General features: G+C 74.9%; 12 protein-coding genes. 6 read left to right on the top strand and 6 right to left on the bottom strand.

The window, feature by feature from the left end; all coding sequences use genetic code 11:
* Positions 1-123: 123 nt before the first annotated feature.
* Positions 124-633 carry a DUF427 domain-containing protein gene (locus tag IEY37_RS12955; RefSeq protein WP_188942067.1) on the top strand — a complete coding sequence of 170 codons (510 nt, stop codon included), beginning with the start codon at positions 124-126 and terminating at the stop codon, positions 631-633.
* Between the two features lie 28 nt (positions 634-661).
* Here the strand turns inward: IEY37_RS12955 and IEY37_RS12950 are convergent, their stop codons facing one another.
* Together IEY37_RS12950 and IEY37_RS12945 are read right to left on the bottom strand one after the other, a co-directional pair.
* Positions 662-1,159 carry a tRNA (cytidine(34)-2'-O)-methyltransferase gene (locus IEY37_RS12950; RefSeq protein WP_188942065.1) on the bottom strand — a complete coding sequence of 166 codons (498 nt, stop codon included), beginning with the start codon at positions 1,157-1,159 and terminating at the stop codon, positions 662-664.
* A gap of 87 nt (positions 1,160-1,246) precedes the next feature.
* Entirely contained in the window at positions 1,247-2,734 is a 1,488-nt protein-coding gene (locus tag IEY37_RS12945) for a sugar porter family MFS transporter (protein WP_188942063.1), read from the bottom strand.
* Positions 2,735-2,916: 182 nt separating this feature from the next.
* Here IEY37_RS12945 and IEY37_RS12940 point away from each other — a divergent pair, with 182 nt between their 5' ends.
* The 3 genes from IEY37_RS12940 to IEY37_RS12930 all read left to right on the top strand — a co-directional run bounded on the left by IEY37_RS12940 (position 2,917) and on the right by IEY37_RS12930 (position 4,970).
* A complete protein-coding gene (locus IEY37_RS12940; protein ID WP_188942061.1) occupies positions 2,917-3,255 on the top strand; it encodes a PASTA domain-containing protein in 339 nt (112 codons plus the stop codon).
* Positions 3,256-3,351: 96 nt separating this feature from the next.
* Positions 3,352-3,918, top strand: coding sequence for a DUF421 domain-containing protein (locus IEY37_RS12935; protein WP_188942059.1), 567 nt, complete (start codon positions 3,352-3,354; stop codon positions 3,916-3,918).
* Positions 3,915-4,970, top strand: a complete 1,056-nt coding sequence (locus tag IEY37_RS12930; RefSeq protein WP_188942058.1) for an enoyl-CoA hydratase/isomerase family protein — start codon at positions 3,915-3,917, stop codon at positions 4,968-4,970. Before IEY37_RS12935 ends, IEY37_RS12930 begins: the two co-directional genes overlap by 4 nt.
* 36 nt (positions 4,971-5,006) lie before the next feature.
* Here IEY37_RS12930 and IEY37_RS12925 read toward each other — a convergent pair whose 3' ends face one another.
* From IEY37_RS12925 to IEY37_RS12910, 4 genes are all read right to left on the bottom strand, one after another.
* A complete protein-coding gene (locus tag IEY37_RS12925; protein WP_229674370.1) occupies positions 5,007-6,716 on the bottom strand; it encodes a DEAD/DEAH box helicase in 1,710 nt (569 codons plus the stop codon).
* A 320-nt stretch (positions 6,717-7,036) separates the two neighbouring features.
* Positions 7,037-9,046 (bottom strand): ABC transporter ATP-binding protein, encoded by a 2,010-nt coding sequence (locus IEY37_RS12920; protein WP_308426380.1) that lies wholly within the window; start codon positions 9,044-9,046, stop codon positions 7,037-7,039.
* Positions 9,043-10,776, bottom strand: a complete 1,734-nt coding sequence (locus IEY37_RS12915) for an ABC transporter ATP-binding protein (RefSeq protein WP_188942057.1) — start codon at positions 10,774-10,776, stop codon at positions 9,043-9,045. The genes IEY37_RS12920 and IEY37_RS12915 overlap by 4 nt, the downstream gene beginning before the upstream one ends.
* Before the next feature lie 203 nt (positions 10,777-10,979).
* On the bottom strand, positions 10,980-11,654 hold the full coding sequence (locus IEY37_RS12910; protein ID WP_188942056.1) for a TetR/AcrR family transcriptional regulator: 675 nt from the start codon (positions 11,652-11,654) through the stop codon (positions 10,980-10,982).
* A gap of 252 nt (positions 11,655-11,906) precedes the next feature.
* Between IEY37_RS12910 and IEY37_RS12905 the strand changes: the two genes are divergently transcribed.
* Together IEY37_RS12905 and IEY37_RS12900 are read left to right on the top strand one after the other, a co-directional pair.
* Positions 11,907-12,137, top strand: a complete 231-nt coding sequence (locus tag IEY37_RS12905; protein ID WP_188942054.1) for a DUF3072 domain-containing protein — start codon at positions 11,907-11,909, stop codon at positions 12,135-12,137.
* Positions 12,138-12,198: 61 nt separating this feature from the next.
* On the top strand, positions 12,199-17,145 hold the full coding sequence (locus IEY37_RS12900; protein ID WP_188942052.1) for an Lhr family helicase: 4,947 nt from the start codon (positions 12,199-12,201) through the stop codon (positions 17,143-17,145).
* Positions 17,146-17,231 lie beyond the last annotated feature (86 nt).

Here is a 17,231-nt window from a genome sequence, read left to right as displayed (position 1 = left end):
GACCAATTACGCAGAGTAGACGACAGGACGGATGCCGCCAAGTGGTGGTTTCGCCCCCGTCCGCGCTCCCCGCCCGCGGCGCAGGACCCGGCGGGGCGGCCGGCGGGCGCGGCACCATGGGGCATGGCCCGCCGTCCGCCCGTCGTCCCCGAACAGCCCGGTCCAGGACAGGAGTCCGTGTGGGACTACCCGCGCCCGCCCCGGTTGTCGCCCAGCAGCAGGCACGTCCGGGTCGCCGCCGGCGGCCTGCTGGTGGCCGACTCCCGGCGGGCGGTGCGGGTGCTCGAGACCAGCCACCCGCCGACCTGGTACCTGCCGGTCGAGGACGTCGTTCCCGGTGTCCTGCGGCGGTCGGCCGCCGCCGGGACGGTCTGCGAGTGGAAGGGCCTGGCCACGTACTGGGACGTCCTGCGACCCGACGTCCCGCCGCTGGCTGCGGCGGCCTGGAGCTACCAGGAGCCGACGCCGGGGTTCGCCTCGATCACCGGGTACATGTCGTTCCTGCCCGCGCTGCTCGAGTGCACCGTCGACGGGGAGCCGGTGCGGCCGCAGGACGGCGGCTTCTACGGCGGCTGGATCACCGGCGACGTCGTCGGGCCGTTCAAGGGCGGCCCCGGGTCCTGGGGCTGGTGACGCCGGCGACGCCCGGCGTGCGGGTCGGTCAGCCCTCCGTGGCCGCCGGGACCGCGGCGGCCGGGCCGGCTCCCGGGTACCCCCGTTGACGCCACGCCTCGTAGACCGCGACGGCGGCCGCGTTCGACAGGTTCAGCGAGCGGCGGCCGGGCAGCATCGGGATCCGCACGCGACCGGTCACCCGCGGGTCGGCCAGCACCGCCGCCGGCAGGCCCGTCGGTTCGGTCCCGAACAGCAGCACGTCGCCGTCGGCGTACCGGACGTCGCTGTGCACGAGCTCGGCGTGCGCGGTGAAGGCCCACACCCGCGCCGGCAGCAGTGCCGCCCACGCCGTCTCGAGATCCCGGTGCACGGTGACCGAGGCCAAATCGTGGTAGTCCAGGCCGGCCCGGCGCAGCTTGGCGTCCGACAGGTCGAACCCGAGCGGTCCGATCAGGTGCAGCTGGCACCCCGTCGCCGCGGCGGTCCGGATCGCGTTGCCGGTGTTCGGCGGGATCCGCGGTTCCAGGAACGCCAGGCGCAGCACGCCGGACACTCTGCCAGGCGGTCGACGGCCGGCCGCCCACCCGGGCAGGTGGACGGCCGGCCGGTCAGCGCGTCGTGGCCGGGGCGGTCAGCCGGCGACCGCCCGCCGCGGTCGCCGGGCCACGGAGTCCATCTGCATATCCTCGAGCTCCATGCCCTTGGTCTCCGGGATCCGGGAGAGCACGAAGAAGAACGACACCAGCGCGAAGAACGCGTAGATCCCGTAGGTCAGGCCGAGCGAGACGTCGCGCAGCGGCGGGAACGTCACGGTGACCGCGAAGTTCGCCAGCCAGTTGGCGGCGGTGGCCAGCGCCATGGCCTTGGCCCGGATGCGGTTCGGGAACATCTCGCCGAGCAGCACCCACATCACCGGGCCCCAGGAGACTCCGAAGAACACCACGAAGCCGTTGGCGGCGACCAGCGTGGCGACGCCCCAGAACCCGCTGAGCTGCGGCTGGAGCACTCCGTCGTCGCCGGGCACCAGCGTCGCCTGCGCGAATCCGGCGGCCATGATCGCCAGGGTGACGAACATGCCGAGCGAGCCGATCAGCAGCAGCTTGCGACGGCCGAGGTTGTCGATCAGCAGGATCGCGATGACGGTCACCACCACGTTGGTGATCGAGCTGATGACGGAAGCTGTGTAGGAGAAGGACTTGTCGAAGCCGACCGACTGCCACAGCGACGTCGAGTAGTAGAAGATCACGTTGATGCCGACGAACTGCTGGAAGACGGCGAGCAGGATGCCGACCCAGACGATCGGGTGCAGCCCGAGGGCCTTGCCGCGCAGGTCCGCGAAGCTCGAACGGCGTTCGCGGTGCAGCGAGTCGCGGATGTCCACCACGCGCTGGCGGACCTGTTCCTCCGTCTCGCCGAGGACCCGCCTCAGCACCGCTGCAGCGGACTGGTCCTTGCCGCGGGCGACCAGGTAGCGCGGCGACTCCGGGATGGTGATCGACAGCAGGCCGTAGATGACCGACGGGATGACGCCGACCAGGAACATCCAGCGCCACGCCTCCAGGCCGAACCACCGGTCGCCGCCGGCCCCGCCCGACCCGCCGGCCAGCCACGCGTCGGACAGCAGCGCGACGAAGATGCCCAGCACGATGGCCATCTGCTGCAGCGACGCCAGCCGGCCGCGCAGCGAGGCCGGTGCCACCTCGGAGATGTAGGTCGGCCCGATCACCGAGGCGATGCCGATGCCCAGGCCGCCGACGAACCGCCAGATCCCGAGGTCCCAGGCGGAGAAGGCGACGCCGGAGCCGATGGACGAGATGACGAACAGGACGGCGCCCAGCAGCATGACTTTCGGCCGCCCCCAGCGGTCGGCGAGCGCGCCGGCGAACCAGGCGCCCACCGCGGACCCGATCAGGGCGATGGCCACGACCAGGCCGGTGATCCCGGAGCCGAGCGCGAACCGCGACTCGATGGAGTCGACCGCGCCGTTGATCACCGAGGTGTCGAAGCCGAAGAGGAAGCCGCCGACCGCCGCCGCGATCGAGATGCCGGTCGCCCTGGCCGGGTGGGTGTCCGCCGGATCGACGAACCGGCCCTCCCGGTCCAACCGCTGCTCGCTCATCTGCCGGCCTCATCCTCCGGCGCGACGCCGGCGATCGACGTGTCGGTGGCGGGCCGCCACCGTCGGTGACCACGGTATGCCCGTCACCGGGTCTGCGCTCTTCGGGGGCCGCGCGCCGCGCGGAGTCGACGGTGCGAGCGCACGGACCTGCCGGCCGGGCGCCGCGGCCCTACGATCGGTGGATGAGTCGCACCGTCGTGACGGTGCCCGACGTCGTCGGCGCCGGGTACGCGGACGCCCGCCGGGTGGCCGTGGCCGCCGGTCTGCTGGTCGTCGGGGTCGCCCCCGACGGCACGCCGGTCCCCGACGACTCGGCCGGCCTGGTCGTCGAGCAGGACCCGCTGCCGGGCGAGGCGCTCCGCGCCGGCGACACGCTGCAGCTGCGGGTCGGCCGGCCGCCCGGGGGCGACCGCGAACCCCGGGACCCGGACCCGCTGACGCACACCGGCCACGGCGTCCCCACGGACCCGCCCGCCGAGCGCACCGATCCCGACGACGATCCGGATCTCGTCCCCGCCTGAGCGGTCCGGTCGAGGGGCGGTCCCGCCGGCGCCGGTGCCGGGCGCATGCTCTGCCGAGCCCGGCCGCCCGCAGCCGGCCGACCCGTGGAGCGCCGCATGTGGAATGACCTGCTGCACCTGGACGTGCCCGTCGCCGAGAAGATCCTCCGGACGGTGCTGGTCTACCTGGTGATCGTCGTGCTGTTCCGGCTCACCGGCAAGCGCATGATCGCGTCGTTGAACACCCTGGACTTCGTCGTGATGTTCCTGCTGTCCAACGTGGTCCAGAACGCGATCATTGGCAACGACAACTCGGTCACCGGCGGGGTGATCGGCGCCGTCACCCTGGTGCTGGCCAACGTCGCCGTCGACCGGCTGGCGTACGTCTCGCCGTGGTGGCGGCGCTGGATCGAGGGCACCCCGACGACGATCGTCGACCACGGGCACGTGCAGCGCCGCACGCTGCGCCGCGTCGGCATCCGGCAGGCCGAGGTGGACCACGCGGTGCGGATCCAGAACGGCAACGACATCTCCGACGTCTGGGCCGGGGTGCTGGAACCGACCGGGCAGTTCGTGCTGACCCTTCGGCAGGAGAAGCAGGGCGCCGACCACGGCGACGTCGCCGCGCTGGCCGAGCGGCTCGATCGCATCGAGCGGCTGCTCCGTGACACAGTCCGGGGGTGAGCGATCGGGACGGGGCGGGCGGCACTGCGACTCCGGCGGCACCTCCGGTGCTGGCCCGCGTCGAGGGCCGGCTCGGGCACCTGACGTTGAACCGGCCGAGCCGCATCAACGCGCTGGACATCCCGACGGTCCGGGCGGTGCTGCAGGCGCTGGACGCCTGGGAGGACGACCCGACGGTGGCCGTGGTGCTGGTCGACGGCGCCGGCGACCGCGGGCTGTGCGCCGGCGGGGACCTGCGCGCGATGGCGTCCGGGCTGTCCGGCGACGGGCCGCGGGCGGAGGACTTCCTGGCCGTCGAGTACCGGATGAACGCGCGGTTGGCGCACTACCGCACGCCGGTGGTGGCGTTCATGGACGGCATCGTGCTGGGCGGCGGCGTCGGCATCTCGGCGCACTGCGGGGTACGCGTGGTGACCGAGCGCTCCGTGGTCGGCATGCCGGAGACCGCCATCGGCATCTGTCCCGACGTCGGCTCGCTCCACCTGCTCGCCCGGGCGCCCGGCCGGCTGGGCGCCCACCTGGCGTTGACCGGCGCGCGGCTCGACGGGCCGGGCGCCGTGCACGCGGGGCTGGCCGACCACCTGGTGACCAGCGGGGATCTGGCCTCGGTGACGGCCCGGTTGCGGGACGGCGTGGTGCCGGAGCTGCCCGTGCCGCCGCCGTCGCCGCACCCGTCGTGGATCGACGAGTGCTATGCCGCGGACACGGTCGCCGGGGTGCTCGACCGGCTGCGCGCGCACCCGGACCCGGCTGCGGCGGAGGCCGCCCGCACGCTGGCGGCCATGTCGCCGACCGCCTGCGTCGCCACGCTGGAGGCGCTCCGGCGGGCGGCGACGCTGACGCTGGACGAGGTGCTGGCCCAGGACCTCGCGGTGTGCAGCCGGCTCTTCCACGAGCCGGACTTCGCCGAAGGGGTCCGCGCGGTGATCGTCGACAAGGACCGCGACCCGCACTGGCGGCCGGCCACGCTCGACGCGGTGGACCGGGACCGGGTGCTGTCGTTCTTCGATCCGGTCGACGCAGCGGCCCCGGGCCCGGCCCCGAGGGGCTGAGACCGGGGCCGTCGGGCAGCGGTGCGTCGGGGCCGGTCAGCCGGCCAGTCGCGACAGTGCGGCGTCGCCCGGGCGGACGGGCACCGGGCGCGCGGTGATCCCGGCCCGCTTCATCAGCGTCCGGACGTCGTCGGCCTGCTCGGGCAGCATCAGGGTGACGACCGTGCCGCCGGCACCGGCCCGCGCGGTGCGTCCCGAGCGGTGCAGGTACGCCTTGTGCTCGGCCGGCGGGTCCAGGTGGACCACCAGCTCCACGTCGTCGACGTGGATGCCGCGGGCGGCGATGTCGGTGGCGACCAGCACCTTGGCGGCGCCCGAGGCGAACGCGGCGAGGTTGCGCTCGCGGGCGTTCTGGGCGAGGTTGCCGTGCAGGTCCACGGCCGGGATGCCGTACTTGCTCAGTGCCGCGGCCCACTTCTTGGCGCCGTACTTGGTGCGGGTGAACAGCATCCGCCGGCCGCCGCCGGCCGCCAGCTCGCGGATGACCTGGGTGCGGTCGTCCTTGTCGATGGCGAAGACGTGGTGGGTCATGGTCTCGACCGGCGAGGTGTCCTCGTCGACCGCGTGCGTCACCGCGTCGGTGAGGAAATCGTCGACCAGGACGGAGATCCCGTTGTCCAGCGTGGCGGAGAACAGCAGCCGCTGGCCGTTCCGCGGGGTGGCCCGCAGCAGCCGGCGGACGCCGGGCAGGAACCCGAGATCGGCCATGTGGTCGGCCTCGTCGAGCACGGTGATCTCCACGGCGCCGAGATCGCAGTCGCCGCGGGCGATCAGGTCCTCCAGCCGCCCGGGGCACGCCACGACGATGTCCACGCCGGCCTGCAAGGCCGAGACCTGCGGACCGAAGCCCACGCCGCCGAAGACGGTGGTGGTGCGCAGGCCGACGGCGGCGGCCAGCGGCTGCAGCGTGCGGTGCACCTGCAGGGCCAGTTCCCGGGTGGGCAGCAGGACCAGGCCACGCGGGCGCCGCGGCGCGCTGCGGCGGCCGGCCAGCCGGGCGGCGAGCGGGACGGCGAACGCGATGGTCTTGCCCGAGCCGGTGCGGCCGCGACCCAGGACGTCCCGGCCGGCCAGCGTGCTGGGCAGGGTGGCGGCCTGGATCGGGAACGGGCTGACGGCGCCGAGCCGGGTCAGCGGCTCCAGCAGCGTCGCCGGCACGCCGAGCTCCGCGAACGACGGGACGTCGGCGAGCGCCGCTCCTGCGGCGCCGGCAGCGGTGGTGCTGCGCGCCGCCGTGCTGAACGGCGCGGTGGCCGCTGCCGGCTGACCGGCCGGCGCAGCGGTGGCCGGCGCAGCGGTGGAAGACCCGGCGGTGCGGGTCGTGCTGGTGGGGGTGGTGCTCGGCGGGGTCGCGGCGCCGGTGGCCGCAGCGGCGCCGCGTCCGCGGCCGGACCGGCGGCGGCGCGGTCGGCTGGTGCCGGCGGCCTGCGGGGATGCGGCGGCGTCGCGCGGTCCGCGGCGTTCGCCGCCGGCCGGGCGGCCGTCGGTGGTCGCGGCAGAGCCGGTGACGGAGCCGGTGACGGGGCCGGTGGTCGCCGGCCGCTGCCCGCGCCCGGCGGGCTGGTGCACGGCGGCGGTGGGGGCGCCGTCGACGAACGACCGCACGCCGAAGGCGGACGAGGTCCGCGGGGCGGCGCCGCGGCCGGCGGCGGGCGCGGTGCGGGCGGCCGGGCCGGAACGCTGCCCGCCGCGGCCGGCACCGCGGCGCTGCTGGGTGGGACGGTCGGAATGGCTGGGGGAGGTCACAGAGATCCTTGCTGCGCAGGCCGGAGCCAGGCGCGACGTCGAGAGGGTGGCCGTGGTGCTGGCCGACCCTGCGACGGGGCACAGGCTACGTGCGGCGGGACACCGCAGCGATGCGGTGCGCGACCTTCAGCAACGACCTCGGGGTGGTCCGACGGACCGCCACCGACAGGTCCAGGGTACCGGGGCCCCGGACCTGTCGGTGCGCAGCGGGGTGTCGCGTGCGCCATGCCGGCCGGTCCGCCCGTGCGCTCCTGCCAGCCCGGGTCGGTGACCCCTTCCCAGCGTCGCGCCCTGGCCCACGAGGCCGGCCGGCCTGCGGCTCAGACCTCCGCGCCGGCGAACTGCGCCCGGTACAGCCGGTCGTAGGCGCCGCCGAGCTGCAGCAGCTCCTCGTGGGTGCCCTGCTCCACGATCTGCCCGTCCTCCATGACCAGGATCAGGTCGGCATCACGGATCGTGGACAGCCGGTGCGCGATGACGAAGCTGGTGCGGTCGCTGCGCAGCGCGGCCATCGCCTGCTGCACCAGCACTTCCGTGCGGGTGTCGACGGAACTGGTGGCCTCGTCCAGGATCAGCAGCGCCGGGTCGGCGAGGAACGCGCGGGCGATGGTGATCAGCTGCTTCTCGCCCGCGCTGACGTTGTTGCCCTCCTCGTCGATCACCGTGTCGTAGCCGTCCGGCAGGCTGTGCACGAACCGGTCGACGTAGGTGGCGGTGGCGGCGGCGCGGATCTCGTCGCGGGTGGCGCCCGGCCGCCCGTACCCGATGTTGTCCGCGATCGTCCCGCCGAACAGCCAGGTGTCCTGCAGCACCATGCCGATGCGCGAGCGCAAATCCGCCCGCGTCATGTCACGGATGTCGACGCCGTCGAGAGTGATGCGACCACCGTCGATCTCGTAGAACCGCAGGACGAGGTTCACCAGCGTGGTCTTGCCGGCGCCGGTGGGGCCGACGATCGCCACGGTCTGCCCCGGAGCGGCCACCAGGGACAGGTCCTCGATGAGCGGCTGCTCCGGGCGGTACCGGAACGAGACGTCCTCGAACTCGACGCGGCCGCTGGTGCCCCGGGGGGACACCGCCGGCTCCGGGTCCGGGACCTGCTCCTCCTCGTCCAGCAGCTCGAAGACGCGCTCGGCGGAGGCGACGCCGGACTGCAGCACGTTGGCCATCGACGCCACCTGGCTGAGCGGCTGGGTGAACTGCCGGGAGTACTGGATGAACGCCTGCACGTCGCCCAGGGTCAGCGCACCGGAGGCCACCCGCAGCCCGCCGACCACGGCGACCAGGACGTACGTCAGGTTCCCGATGAACATCGTCGCCGGCATGATGATGCCGCTGATGAACTGGGCGCCGAACGAGGCCCGGAACAGCTCGTCGTTGCGGTCGGCGAACACCTGCTCGACGTCCGGCTGCCGCCCGAACACCTTGACCAGGCTGTGGCCGGTGAACGTCTCCTCGATGTGCCCGTTGAGCACGCCGGTGGTCCGCCACTGGGTGACGAACAGCTTCTGCGAGCGCTTGGCGATCGTGGCGGTGACCAGCATGGTCAGCGGCACGGCGACGACGGCGATCAGGGCGAGCAGCGGCGAGACGACGATCATCATCACCAGCACGCCGACGACGGTGAGCACCGAGGTGAGCAGCTGGCTCATGGTCTGCTGCAGCGACTGCGCGACGTTGTCGATGTCGTTCGTGACCCGGCTGAGCACCTCGCCGCGCTGCCGGCCGTCGAAGTAGGCCAGCGGCAGGCGGTTCAGCTTGGCCTCGACGTCGCCGCGCAGCGCCCGGACGGTGCGCTGCACGGCCCCGTTGAGCAGGTAGCCCTGCAGCCAGCCGAACACCGACGAGGCGACGTACAGCCCGAGCACCACCAGCAGGACGCGGCCGAGCGCCGGGAAGTCCACACCCTGGCCGGGCACCAGGGTCGTGCCGGACAGCACGTCCGCGAACGTGTCCCGGCCCTGGGCGCGGGCCTGCGCGACCGCCTCGGCCTGGGTGATGCCGGGTGGCAGCTGCCGGGCCAGCACCCCGGCGAAGATCAGGTCGGTGGCGTGACCGAGGATCTTCGGTCCCAGCACGGACAGCACGACGCTGACCACACCCAGCGCGACGACGGCGGCGACCACCGCCCGCTCCGGGGCCAGCCGGCCGAGCAGGCGGCGGGCGGAAGGCCCGAAGTCCAACGACTTCTCGGCCGGCATGCCCATGCCGCCCCACGGGCCACCGCCGCGGCGCTGCCCGCCGGCGGAACGGATCGTGGCCCGGTCCTCCTCGGACTGGCCGCCGCCGCGGCGGTGGGCGCCCGGCGTCCGGATCTGCGGCGCGGTCATGCCGCCACCTCCGACATCTGCTGCGAGCGGACGATCTCGGCGTAGGTCTCGCAGGTGGTGAGCAGTTCCTCGTGGCGGCCGCGGCCGACCACCCGGCCGTCCTCCAGCACCAGGATCTCGTCCGCATCCAGCACGGTCGACACCCGCTGGGCCACCACGACGACCGTGGCGTCGGCGGTCACCGGGCGCAGCGCCGCGCGCAGCCGCGCGTCGGTGGCCAGGTCGAGCGCCGAGAACGAGTCGTCGAACAGGTAGATCTGCGGTCGGCGCACCAGCGCCCGGGCGATGGCCAGCCGTTGCCGCTGGCCGCCGGACACGCTGGTCCCGCCCTGGGACACCGGCGCCTCGAGCCCGCCGGGCATGGCCTCGACGAAGTCCCTGGCCTGGGCGATCTCCAGCGCCCGCCACAACTCGTCGTCGGTGGCGTCCGGGTTGCCGTAGCGCAGGTTGCTGGCGACCGTGCCGGAGAACAGGAACGGCCGCTGCGGGACGAGACCGATGCGGCTCCAGAGATCCTGGGGGTCGTGGTCGCGCACGTCCACGCCGTCCACCCGGACACTGCCGGCGGTGACGTCGAACAGCCGCGGCACCAGGGACAGCAGTGTGGTCTTGCCGGCGCCGGTGGAGCCGATGACGGCCGTCGTCCGCCCGGGCTCGGCGCGCAGGGTGACGTCCCGCAGCACCGGTTCCGGCGCACCCGGGTAGCCGTACTGCACCGCGTCGAACTCGAGCAGCCCGGCCCGGGTCGCGGGGGTGACGGGTTGCGCCGGCGGCCGCACCGAGCTCTCGGTGGTCAGCACGGCCATGATCCGGTCCGCGGACACCGACGCCCGCGGGATTATCACCGCCATGAAGGTCGCCATCATCACCGACATCAGGATCTGCAGCAGGTAGCTCAGGAACGCCATCAGCGAGCCGACCTCCATCCGGCCGGCGTCCACCCGGTGCCCGCCGAACCACAGCACGGCCACCGACGACACGTTGAGCACCAGCATGACCGTCGGGAACATCAGCGCCATCAGGCGTCCTGCACGCAGGGCGGTCGCGGTGACCGCGTCGTTGGCCTCGCCGAAGCGGCGTGTCTCCTGCGGCTCCCGGACGAACGCCCGGACCACCCGGATGCCGGTGATCTGCTCGCGCAGGATGCGGTTGATGCTGTCGATGCGGGTCTGCATGAGCCGGAACTGCGGCACCATCCGCGTGACGATCAGCGAGATCAGCACCACCAGAACGGGCACCGAGACCAGCAGCAACCAGGACAGCTGGGCGTCCTGGCGCAGCGCCATGATCACTCCGCCGATGCACGAGATCGGCGCCGCCACCAGCAGTGTGCAGCTCATCAGGACCAGGACCTGCACCTGCTGCACGTCGTTGGTCGTGCGGGTGATCAGCGACGGCGCGCCGAACTGCTGCACCTCGCGGTCGGAGAACTCGCCGACCCGGTGGAACAGCGCGCCGCGCACGTCGCGGCCGAAGGACATCGCCGTCCTGGCCCCGAAGTACACGGCGGTGACGGAGCAGGCGATCTGGATCAGGGTGACACCGAGCATGACGGCGCCGCGGTCGAGGATGTAGCCGGTGTCGCCGCGCGCGACGCCGTTGTCGATCAGTTCGGCGTTCAGGCTCGGCAGGTACAGCGAGGCGATCGTGCCGATGAGCTGGAACAGCAGGACGGCGGCCAGCGGCCCGGTGTACGGGCGCAGCCGTGTGCGGAGCAGGCGGAGCAGCATGGACCCTCCGTGGGCGGGAACGGGCGAGGTGGAACGGCGTGCGGCCGGCGGCGCGACGGGGCCGGCGCGTTCGGGTGGCGCGAGAACCGTTGTGGTCGCAGGTGTGCGCGAGGCTGGGGGACGGCCCTGCGGGCACGTCCGGTGCGCGGGCGCCGGGCCGCTGCCTCCGCCGACGCGTCCGGCGCGGGTCCACCGCCGCGGGCTCAGGGGCCGTGCCGGCGGACCCCGTCGAGCAGCACGGCCACGATCTGTCCGGTCTCCATCGCGTGGCCGCCGGCCAGGCGCGGGTGCGTGCCCGCCACCACCAGGGCGCGCAGCAGCCGCGCCACCTCGGTCGGTGGCAGCCGCAGCTCGTCGGCGTGCGGTTCCAGCAGCCGGCACATCCGGACCAGCAGCGGATCCTCGAGCGGCAACGACGGCGGCCGGCGTCCGGCGCCGGGCGGCGGCCCGCTCTCGAAGGTGCGCAGGGCACCGAGCACGGACCACACCTGCCGCAGCCGGCCGGTGGCGATGTCGGCGGCGGCGGTGAGCAGCTCCCGCAGCGGTCGGGAGGGATCCAGTGCCTCCAGCATCGCCAGGTCCGGGGCGGGGTCGGTGACGGTCCGGACGACCTCGTCGAGCACTGCCTGCTTGTCGGTGAAGACCCGGAAGATCGTGCCCTCCGCAACGCCCGCGGCGTCGGCGATCTGCCGCGTCGTGACGGCGGGGCCGTGCTGGGCGACGAGCGGGATGGCGGCCGCGACGATCGCCGCGCGCCGCTCCTCGGGGGGCATCGGCGCGGCGCGGCCGCCGGTGGTGCGCGCGGCGCCGCCCCGGACCCGTCCCGCACCGGACCTACCGGCGGCGTGACCGGCGTCCGGGTCGGCGGTGGGGGGCATGGCAGGGACACTAACTGAGTGAGTACTCACTCACAAGTGGTTTCGCCGACAGCCGATGAGCTGCCCTGGGTCCGGGCACGGCGGGGCCGGGGCGGGGAGGTCCGGCGTCCGTACCCGTCACCGGCGGACGGTCGCCGGCACCCGCCCGGTGCGGACCCTGGCCGGCGGCCCGAGCGGCCGGCGGCCGGCGGCTGGCACCCGTCGCCGGCCGCCGGCAGGGGACTGTCGGGGGTGGTGTCTATCGTCGTGGCCATGAGCGACTCCGACGACACCATCGGCGGCACCCGGCCCGACCCGGACAACACCGCCAGCAAGGACCCGTCCGACTGGGTCACCGGCGACGAGCCGATGACCGGCCCGCAGCGCAGTTACCTGGACACCCTGGCCCGCCAGGCCGGCGAGGAGCTGCCCGCGGACCTGACCAAGGCGCAGGCCTCCGAGCAGATCGAGCGGCTGCAGGAGGAGACCGGTCGGGGCCAGTGACCCTCGCGGTTCCCCGCTGCGGGATCGAGCCACTGTCGGTGGTCCGCCGCACAATGACCGGGTGACCACCCCGCCAGCTCCGGCCGACCCGGCGGAAGCGCTGCTGCGCTTCTCGCCGGTCGTCCGTGACTGGTTCACCGCGAGCTTCGCGGCACCCACGGCCGCGCAGGCCGGCGCCTGGGACGCCATCGGGCGCGGCGAGCACACCCTGGTGGTGGCGCCGACCGGGTCCGGCAAGACCTTGGCCGCGTTCCTGTCCGCCATCGACCGTCTGGCGTCGACGACCGGGCGTCCCGCCGGTGCCGGTCGCTGCTCGGTGCTGTACCTGTCGCCGCTGAAGGCCCTGGCCGTCGACGTCGAGCGCAACCTGCGGTCCCCGCTCATCGGGATCGGCGCACTCGCCGCCCGCACGGGCGTCGCGCTGCCGGAGATCAGCGTGGCGGTCCGCTCCGGGGACACGTCCGCGGTCGACCGGCGGTCCTTCGGCCGCGAGGGCGCGGACATCCTGATCACCACGCCGGAGTCGCTGTTCCTGCTGCTCACCAGCCGGGCCCGGGAGATGCTGACCGGGATCACGACGGTGATCGTCGACGAGGTGCACGCCGTCGCCGGCACCAAGCGCGGCGCCCACCTGGCCGTCTCGCTGGACCGGCTGGACGCCCTGCTCGAGTCGCCCGCGCAGCGGATCGGCCTCTCGGCGACGGTCCGCCCCCTCGAGGAGGTCGGCCGGTTCCTCACCGGCGGCCGCCCGGTCACCGTGGTGCGGCCGCCGTCGACCAAGCAGATCGACGTCGACGTCGTCGTCCCGGTCGAGGACATGTCGCAGCTCGGCCAGCCCACCGACGACCTGTCCGGCCCGGCCGCCGGGGAGGTGGCCCGCAGCAGCATCTGGCCGCACGTCGAGGAGCGCGTCGTCGACCTGATCGAGGGCCACCGGTCGACCATCGTCTTCGCCAACTCCCGGCGGCTCGCCGAGCGGCTGACCGCCCGCCTCAACGAGATCCATGCCGAGCGGCTCGCCGTCCGGGACCCCGACGAGGACACGACCGGTGCCGCCGGTGGCGCGGGCGGTGCTGTGGCCGCTGTCGCTGCCGGCGGGGGGACCGCGGCGTCCCGGCCGGCCGGGGCGCCGGCGCAGCTGATGGCGCAGTCCGGAGCCAGTTCCGGCGCGGCACCGGTGCTCGCCCGGGCCCACCACGGCTCGGTGTCCCGCGAGCAGCGGTCGCTCATCGAGGAACAGCTCAAGACGGGTCTGCTGCCCGCGGTCGTCGCCACCTCGTCGCTCGAACTCGGCGTCGACATGGGCGCCGTCGACCTGGTGATCCAGGTGGAGTCGCCGCCGTCGGTGTCCAGCGGCCTGCAGCGCATCGGCCGGGCCGGCCACCAGGTCGGTGCGCCCAGCCACGGCGTGATGTTCCCGAAGTACCGCGGCGATCTGGTGTCCTCCGCCGTCGTCGCGGACCGCATGCGGGACGGCCGCATCGAGTCGCTGGCGGTGCCGGGCAACCCGCTGGACGTGCTGGCCCAGCAGGTCGTCGCCATCTGCGCGATGGACGAGATCACCGTCGACGAGTTGCACGCGCTGGTCCGCCGGTCGGCCCCGTACGCGGCGCTGGGCCGCGGGGCGCTCGAGTCGGTGCTGGACATGCTGTCCGGTCGCTACCCCAGCGAGCAGTTCGCCGAGCTGCGGCCGCGGCTCACCTGGGATCGGGTCACCGGCCGGCTCACCGCCCGGCCCGGGGCGCAGCGGCTGGCCGTCACCTCCGGCGGCACCATCCCGGACCGCGGCCTGTTCGGCGTCTTCCTGGCCGGCGCCGAGGCCGGCAGCCCCGGCCGGCGGGTGGGCGAGCTCGACGAGGAGATGGTCTACGAGTCGCGCGTCGGCGACGTGTTCGCCCTGGGCTCGAGCTCGTGGCGGATCGTCGAGATCACCCACGAGCAGGTGCTCGTCGTGCCCGCCCCCGGGCTGCCGGGCCGGCTGCCGTTCTGGAAGGGCGACGCGCTCGGTCGGCCCGCGGAGCTGGGCGCCGCCCACGGCGAGTTCGTCCGGGAACTCACCGCGCTGCCCCCGCCCGCCGCGCGCGAGCGGCTCGCGGCGTCCGGGCTCGACGCCTGGGCCTCGGAGAACCTCTTGACCTACCTGGCCGAGCAGACCGCGGCGACCGGCGTGCTGCCGGACGAGCGGACGATCGTCGTCGAGCGGTTCCGCGACGAGCTGGGCGACTGGCGGCTGGTCGTCCACTCGCCGTGGGGCGCCGCGGTGCACGCGCCGTGGGCCTTGATCATCGCGGCCCGCATGCGGGAGCGGTACGGGGTGGACGTGCAGGCCATGCACGCCGACGACGGCATCGTGCTGCGGTTGCCGGACGTGGAGTACGAGGGCGGCGACGAGCCGCAGCTCGCGGACCTCATCGCGCTGGACCCGGACACCGTCACCGCGGACGTCACGCGCGAGATCGGCGGCTCCGCCGTGTTCGCCTCCCGCTTCCGGGAGTGCGCCGGGCGCGCGCTGCTGCTGCCGCGCCGGCAGATCGGCAAGCGTCAGCCGCTGTGGCAGCAGCGGCAGCGGGCGGCGCAGCTGCTCGAGGTGGCGGCCGGGTACCCGACGTTCCCGATCGTCGCCGAGGCGGTCCGCGAGTGCCTGCAGGACGTGTTCGACGTCGGCGCCCTCGCCGAGCTGATGCGGCGGATGGCGCAACGGTCGGTGCAGCTGGTCGAGGTCTCGACGGAGGCGCCGTCGCCGTTCGCCCGGTCGCTGCTGTTCGGCTACGTCGCCCAGTTCCTCTACGAGGGCGACAGCCCGCTGGCCGAGCGGCGTGCCGCCGCGCTGACCGTGGACCCGGCGCTGCTGGCCGAGCTGCTCGGCGGCGGCGACGGTCTGTCCCTGCGCGACCTGCTCGACCCGGCCGCGGTCACCGCGACCGAGGCCGACCTGCAGCGGTTGTCCGAGCCGCGCCGGGCCCGCACGGTCGACGAGATCGCCGACCTGCTCCGGATCCTCGGTCCGCTGACCGACGACGAGATCGCGGCCCGCACCTCCGTGGAGGATCCAGCGGCGGCCGTCGCGTCGCTGGTCGCGGCCCGCCGAGCGATCGGCGTGCGCATCGGCGGCGTGCCCCGCTGGGCCGATCCGGTGGACGCCGGCCTGCTGCGCGACGCCCTCGGCACGGCGCTGCCGCCGGGCATCGCGGAGTCGTTCCTCGAGCCGGCGCCCGACCCGCTCGGCCGGCTGCTCGCCCGGTACGCCCGGTGTCACGGCCCGTTCACCGCCGCGGAACCGGCCGCGGTGTTCGGCCTGGGTGTCGCGGTGGTCACCGACGCGCTGCGCCGGCTGGCCGGGACCGGGCGGGTCGCCGAGGGCGAGTTCCGCCCGCTGGGGGCCGCGCGGGTGGGCAGTGCCGCGAGCTGGGATCCGGTCGCGGCGGGCGAGTCGGCGTCCGGCCGCGAGTTCGTCGACGCCGAGGTGCTGCGGCTGCTGCGCCGGCGCTCGCTGGCGGCGCTGCGGGCCGAGGTCGAGCCGGTGCCGCCGGTGGCGCTGGCCCGTTTCCTGCCCGCCTGGAACGGTATCGGCGCCGGCCGCAGCGACCGGCGCGGCCGCGGCTCCGACGCCGTGCTGCGCGCGGTCGAGCAACTCGCCGGCGCGGTGGTCCCGGCGTCCGCGCTGGAGCCGCTCATCCTGTCGGCGCGGGTGCCGGGGTACCAGCCGGCGATGCTGGACGAACTGATGGCGGCCGGCGAGGTGCTGTGGACCGGGCACGGCGCGCTCGCCGGCGACGACGGCTGGGTGTCGCTGCACCTGGCGGACTCCGCGGCGCTCACCCTGCCGTTGCCCTCGGCGGACGCCGATCTGGTCGACCCGGCCGGTGCCGACCGTCCCGACCTCCCGGAGGCCACCTCGCCCGGTACCGGGGCGAGTGCGGAACCCGACGGGGTCGCCGGCGCGGCCCCACCGGCGGTGTCCGGTGAGCTGCACCGGCGGCTGCTGGCGGTGCTGGCCCGCGGCGGGGCGTTCTTCTACGGCGCGCTGGCCGAGGAGGTGGGCCGGGACGGCCCCGTGGCCGACGCCGCGCTGGTCGAGGTGCTGTGGGACCTGGTGTTCGCCGGGCTGGTCACCGGCGACACCCTGGCGCCGCTGCGGGCGCGGCTGGCCGGCGGGCGGACGACGCACCGGCAGTCGGCCGGCTCGCCGCGGACCCGCCGGCCGGGGATGTCGGGCCTGGCGCTGCTGTCCGCCGGGCGCACCGGCCGCGGCGGGCGCACCGGGCCCGCGGTGCGGCGGAACGGGCCGCCGTCGGCGGCCGGGCGGTGGTCGCTGCTGCCGGAGGTCGAGACGGACCCCACGGTCCGAGCGCACGCGGCGGCCGAGGTCCTGCTGGACCGGCACGGCGTCGTCACCCGCGGCGCCGTGGTCGCCGAGGGCACCCCGGGCGGCTTCGCCGCCGCCTACCGGGTGCTGTCGGCGTTCGAGGAGGCCGGGCGGGTGCGTCGCGGCTACTTCATCGAAGGGCTGGGCGCGGCGCAGTTCGCCACCGCCGGTGCGGTCGACCGGCTGCGGGCCTTCGCGCCGGAGCCGTCCGAGGAGCCGCGCGGCGGCGGGACGCTGGACGCGGTCGTACTTGCCGCCGCCGACCCGGCGAACCCGTACGGCGCCGCCCTGCCGTGGCCGGCGGTCACCGCGGAGGGGGAGCGGCACCGGCCGGCCCGCCGGGCCGGAGCCATGGTGGCGCTGGTGGACGGTGCGGCGGTGCTCTACACCGAGCGTGGTGGCCGCAGCCTGCTGTCCTTCGACACCGACCGGCAGGTCCTCAAGGCCGCCGCCGACGCGCTGGCCGCCGTGGTCACCCGCTCGGCGCTGCGCGGGCTGACGGTCGCGCGGGTGGACGGTGTCGAGGCGCTGGCCGCCGGCGGTCCGGTGGTCGACGCCCTGCTCGAGGCCGGGTGGTCGGTGACGCCGCGCGGCCTGCGGCTGCGGTCCGGGCCGGGCGCGTCGCCGGGACCGCATCGGTGAGCGGCCGTCCGCGGGGGCGACGGCGGTCCGCGGCGTCGTCCGCCTTCGCTGACCTGCACCGCTCCGCGGCCACGACTCCGGCCGAC

This window comes from Nakamurella endophytica (genome assembly GCF_014646215.1).
Lineage (GTDB): Bacteria > Actinomycetota > Actinomycetes > Mycobacteriales > Nakamurellaceae > Nakamurella > Nakamurella endophytica.
This window is presented reverse-complemented; position numbering and strand designations above follow the sequence as displayed.

Bases quoted from the DNA above. Each gene is read 5' to 3' on its own strand.
- IEY37_RS12910 (WP_188942056.1), bottom strand. From the start codon at position 11,654: ATGCCCCCCACCGCCGACCCGGACGCCGGTCACGCCGCCGGTAGGTCC.
- IEY37_RS12955 (WP_188942067.1), top strand. From the start codon at position 124: ATGGCCCGCCGTCCGCCCGTCGTCCCCGAACAGCCCGGTCCAGGACAG.
- IEY37_RS12915 (WP_188942057.1), bottom strand. From the start codon at position 10,776: ATGCTGCTCCGCCTGCTCCGCACACGGCTGCGCCCGTACACCGGGCCG.
- IEY37_RS12940 (WP_188942061.1), top strand. From the start codon at position 2,917: ATGAGTCGCACCGTCGTGACGGTGCCCGACGTCGTCGGCGCCGGGTAC.
- IEY37_RS12920 (WP_308426380.1), bottom strand. From the start codon at position 9,046: ATGACCGCGCCGCAGATCCGGACGCCGGGCGCCCACCGCCGCGGCGGC.
- IEY37_RS12905 (WP_188942054.1), top strand. From the start codon at position 11,907: ATGAGCGACTCCGACGACACCATCGGCGGCACCCGGCCCGACCCGGAC.
- IEY37_RS12935 (WP_188942059.1), top strand. From the start codon at position 3,352: ATGTGGAATGACCTGCTGCACCTGGACGTGCCCGTCGCCGAGAAGATC.
- IEY37_RS12945 (WP_188942063.1), bottom strand. From the start codon at position 2,734: ATGAGCGAGCAGCGGTTGGACCGGGAGGGCCGGTTCGTCGATCCGGCG.